Below are 250 nucleotides of genomic sequence, written 5' to 3'. Positions count from 1 at the left end.
ATGAACTTTGGCCGGGCCAGCGAATGGCATCGGCAAAAGTACGGGCGCGACGCGAGCCAGACGCCGTGGCGCAAGATGCATCTGTCGATCGACCCGGAGATGAATGTCCACCAGATCGCGATCACCGAGGACAACGTTTCCGACGAGGCGGGCCTGAATGCGATGCTGGCAGTCGACGCGAACGTCGACTGCGTGATCGCCGACGGCGCGTATTACAGTATTGCGCAGACCGAGGCGTGGTCAGCCTGCG

At 62.4% G+C, this 250-nt stretch carries 1 protein-coding gene; it reads left to right on the top strand.

Annotated elements, in window-relative coordinates; all coding sequences use genetic code 11:
• Positions 1 to 250 (top strand): transposase (locus AB3X89_RS40760; RefSeq protein ID WP_368588118.1); only part of this gene is annotated, 250 nt, incomplete at both ends.

The organism is Paraburkholderia sp. BR14320, from assembly GCF_040948665.1.
In the GTDB taxonomy this organism is placed as follows: Bacteria; Pseudomonadota; Gammaproteobacteria; order Burkholderiales; family Burkholderiaceae; genus Paraburkholderia; species Paraburkholderia youngii.
Note: the sequence above shows the minus strand (reverse complement) of the source record. Positions and strands in the feature narration are given on the sequence as shown.